General features: G+C 63.9%; 6 protein-coding genes. 2 read left to right on the top strand and 4 right to left on the bottom strand.

The features are described 5' to 3' along the window. The 4 genes from ACSHXH_RS19105 to ACSHXH_RS19090 all read right to left on the bottom strand — a co-directional run. Positions 1 to 377 (bottom strand): cobalamin biosynthesis protein (locus tag ACSHXH_RS19105; protein ID WP_435673389.1); only part of this gene is annotated, 377 nt, incomplete at its 3' end. Continuing rightward, positions 335 to 1,327 carry a threonine-phosphate decarboxylase CobD gene (gene cobD / locus ACSHXH_RS19100; protein WP_435673388.1) on the bottom strand — a complete coding sequence of 331 codons (993 nt, stop codon included), beginning with the start codon at positions 1,325 to 1,327 and terminating at the stop codon, positions 335 to 337. The genes cobD and ACSHXH_RS19105, both read right to left, overlap by 43 nt. Next, positions 1,324 to 1,692, bottom strand: a complete 369-nt coding sequence (locus ACSHXH_RS19095) for a DUF1636 family protein (RefSeq protein ID WP_435673387.1) — start codon at positions 1,690 to 1,692, stop codon at positions 1,324 to 1,326. Before ACSHXH_RS19095 ends, cobD begins: the two co-directional genes overlap by 4 nt. A 62-nt stretch (positions 1,693 to 1,754) precedes the next feature. Further along, positions 1,755 to 2,729, bottom strand: a complete 975-nt coding sequence (locus ACSHXH_RS19090) for a glutathione S-transferase family protein (protein ID WP_435673386.1) — start codon at positions 2,727 to 2,729, stop codon at positions 1,755 to 1,757. Between the two features lie 287 nt (positions 2,730 to 3,016). Here ACSHXH_RS19090 and ACSHXH_RS19085 point away from each other — a divergent pair, with 287 nt between their 5' ends. After that, positions 3,017 to 3,235, top strand: coding sequence for a DUF6732 family protein (locus ACSHXH_RS19085; protein ID WP_435673385.1), 219 nt, complete (start codon positions 3,017 to 3,019; stop codon positions 3,233 to 3,235). After that, positions 3,232 to 3,406, top strand: a 175-nt coding sequence (locus ACSHXH_RS19080; protein ID WP_435673390.1) for a sirohydrochlorin chelatase, incomplete at its 3' end; no start/stop codon positions are given. The genes ACSHXH_RS19085 and ACSHXH_RS19080, both read left to right, overlap by 4 nt.

Here is a 3,406-nt window from a genome sequence, read left to right as displayed (position 1 = left end):
ACCGCCAACCGCCCTTCGGCAACCGATCGATTGAGCGCTTGACCGACTTCGCCGACATGGGTGGCAAGCGAGCGTTGCGCCAAGAGAATTCCCAGTACGACGATTTCCGCATAGGGGCCGGGGATCGCCCGCAATCCGAGGCCAGTTCCGATCGCCGCCAGCACCAGCACCGCAAGCGCGAACACCCCCTTGGCCTTTCGAAATTCGCCTTGGTTGAACTGCTTATCCAATGCCGCGACCGCGCGACCCATCAGAACTGCCGGATGCGGTAGCCGCGACCAGAGCCAGCGCGGCTCACCGATCAGGGCATCGAGCGCCATGCCAAGCGCGAGGATCATCGCGGCGCGTCGGAAATGGCGGCAGCGACGCGGTCCCATTGGTCCGGCGCGGGCAGTCCGAGGCGTAGCCACCGTGTCGAATAGGGAAAGATGCGAGACCAGATCTGGTTTTGCGCCAGACGGTCCTGCCAACGGGCAGCGTCTCCGACCTCGTAGAGCCTGAAGAGATCGGTTCCACCCAAACACCGGGCGCCTGCCGCGCTCACCATGGCGTCGAGCCGCGCCGCATCTTTCGCGAGCCGGTCGCGGGTGGCGTCCGCCCAGTTTGCATCTTCGAGCGCCCTTGCACCGATCTGCAACGCCGGTCCGGACACCGGCCACGGTCCCAGCATGGTTTCCAAATCGATAACCTGTTCACTACCGCGCCCGACCCGCGCCAGGGTTTTCGGGGCCCCGATGGCAAATCCCAAACGCAGCCCCGCCAGACCCCAGAACTTGCCAAAGCTCTTGAGCACCACGATTCCCGGCTGATCGGTCAGCGCGATCACACTGCGCTCTGGCAGAACATCGCAGAAGCTTTCGTCGATGATCGTCAGGTCGCGATGTGCGTCGCGAACTTCTTCCGGCGTGACTGTGCGCCCATCGGGATTGTTGGGATGCACCAGAACGCGGACAGCCGGCAACGCGTCGGGATCATTGACGGCGGCACCGGCGGCGCGGAATGCGGCCTCATGTTCATTGTAGGTGGGGCCGGGGATCGTCACGTCTGTCCGCGCGGTCAGCTCGGGCATCCGGGCAATCAGAGCGGAGGCACCCGGGGCCGCGACCACGACGGCCTTGTCCGGCACGGACCAGAACCGCCGTGCGGCGGCGATGAGCCGGTCCTGCGCGCCTTGATCGGGTAGGGCGGTCCAAGCCTCCGGCGCGATCTCATCCACCGGATAGGGCACCGGGTTTATCCCGGTGGACAGGTCGATCCAATCGCCGCGATCGCCACCGTAGCGCTTTCGCGCGGCATCGAGCCCGCCGCCGTGATCGCGCGGCGTCATTCGTCCGGGAGCGGCGGGTGGCGGGTGACGAAATGGCCTTTGACCGCTTGTGGCCATTGTCGATACGGCACCTGCCCGCTGTCGCTTGCCGCATGTTCGCGCGCGTATCCGACGATGCCTTCGGCGGCCTCTTCGCCGGGTTCGAACCGCCCCAGCGTATAGTTAAGCTTGCCCGGCCCCTGTATCGCCACGTTGCAGCCGTGGGTGCAGCCCATCAGGCACGATACGCGGCGCGTCTTGATTTCGGTGCCTTCCGCCGCCGCCTCTACCAGCCGGGCCAGCCGTTCGCCGTCGGTCGAGGTCATGTCGCCCGCCTCCCAGCCTTCCAGCTTGCAGGTATCGCAGACGGTGATCCAGGTGGTCATGGCGCGCTCTCCGGACGGGTTCGCCCGCTTGAACCGGATTCGTGGCACTTGGGCAAGCAGGCTCAGCCGCGACCGTGCGGCGCATCGAAGTCCGGTTCGGGATTGATCGGGATGATGCGGTGCGGGTTTACCGACTCATGGCTGTAGTAGTAATGCCGCACGAAGTGGTCGAAATGCACCGTCTCGGCGACGCCCTCCCATTGGTAGAGCTCGCGCAGATATCCCCAAATCGCGGGATATTGCGTGATGAAGGCCCGGTTGCATTTGAAATGCGTGTGATAGACGAGATCGAAGCGGATCAGCGTGGTGAAGAGCCGCCAGTCGGCCTCGGTAATCCGGTCACCAACAAGGTAGCGGTTCCGCGACAGCAGGCCTTCGATCCAGTCGAGAGTGTCGAAGAGAGGATGCACGGCTTCGTCGTAGGCTTTTTGCGTGGACGCAAAGCCGCATTTGTAAACGCCGTTGTTCAGTGTGTCGTAGATCCGGTCGTTGATCGGTTCGATCGCGTCGCGCAGGTCCTCGGGCCAATAGTCGTTGGTATTTCCGGTGATTTCGTCGAAGGCCGAATTGAACATCCGGATGATCTCGCTCGATTCGTTTGACACGATGGTCTCGCGCTGCTTGTCCCAGAGGATCGGCACGGTGGCCCGGCCCGACACCTTCGGGTCGTTGCGGATGTAGATGTCGCGAAGGTAGGGCAGCTCGTAGAGCGTGTCGCCGGTGGCGCCGGGAAAATCGGTGTCGAGGCTCCAGCCTTGCTCCATCATGTCGGGATGCACGACGGAGATCGAGATATGATCCTCAAGCCCCTTCAGCTTACGAAAAATCATCGTGCGGTGCGCCCAGGGGCAGGCATGGGAGATATAGAGATGATAGCGGCCCGATTGCGCGGCAAAGCCGCCTTCGCCGGAAGGGCCCTTCTCGCCGTCCGCAGTGATCCAGTTGCGAAACGACGCGGTAGAGCGCTTGAACTCACCGCCGCTCGACTTGGTGTCGATACCTTCTACGCGCCAAATGCCGTCGACCAGCCGTCCCATTTAACTCTCCATCCTGTGTCGGACGCTAGCTAAGGCCTAGGGCCGGTCGGACCAGTAGAGCTATGGGAACAGACGTCGTGCGCGCACGCACAGGGGTCGGGATTCGCGTTGCTTCCGGATGCTGGGCGGGGCTATAGCGATGCCGAAGACGACGCCCTAACGGGCCGGAGAGGGGGCGCCCGCCCCATCGACCCCAGACAGGGGATGGCAGGGCGCATCGTCAGAAAGGCGCACAGCCTTTGCCTGCCGGGCCGTAGCGGGGCGTCATGCCAGACCGGAGGCCGCCAATGATACGCATGTTCCTGATCACTGTCCTGACCCTGTCGGCTGGACCCGCGCTCGCCCATGCGGGCCATCTCGGCGGGCTTGCGGGTCATGATCACTGGGTCGCCGGTGCCGCGGTCGGCATCGCCATTGGCATCGCGGCATGGACCGCCGTGAGAGGCCGCAAGCGCCGCGCAAAATCCCGTGAAGAGACACCCGATGCCGAAGAGCAGCCGGCATGAAAACCGGTGTGATGATCTGCGGTCACGGCTCTCGCAGCCAATCGGCCGTCGACGAATTCTCGGTGCTGGCTGAACGCCTGCCGGAATATCTGCCCGACGACTGGCAATGCGAATACGGTTATCTCGAATTCGCCAACCCGGTGATCCGCGACGGGCTGGATCGTCTGCGGG

The organism is Marivita sp. (assembly GCF_051251565.1).
GTDB lineage: Bacteria > Pseudomonadota > Alphaproteobacteria > Rhodobacterales > Rhodobacteraceae > Marivita.
Note: the sequence above shows the minus strand (reverse complement) of the source record. Positions and strands in the feature narration are given on the sequence as shown.

What these genes read in the sequence shown, in the direction of transcription:
- cobD (WP_435673388.1), bottom strand. Translation starts at nt 1,327, where the DNA reads ATGACGCCGCGCGATCACGGCGGCGGGCTCGATGCCGCGCGAAAGCGC.
- ACSHXH_RS19095 (WP_435673387.1), bottom strand. Translation starts at nt 1,692, where the DNA reads ATGACCACCTGGATCACCGTCTGCGATACCTGCAAGCTGGAAGGCTGG.
- ACSHXH_RS19090 (WP_435673386.1), bottom strand. Translation starts at nt 2,729, where the DNA reads ATGGGACGGCTGGTCGACGGCATTTGGCGCGTAGAAGGTATCGACACC.
- ACSHXH_RS19085 (WP_435673385.1), top strand. Translation starts at nt 3,017, where the DNA reads ATGATACGCATGTTCCTGATCACTGTCCTGACCCTGTCGGCTGGACCC.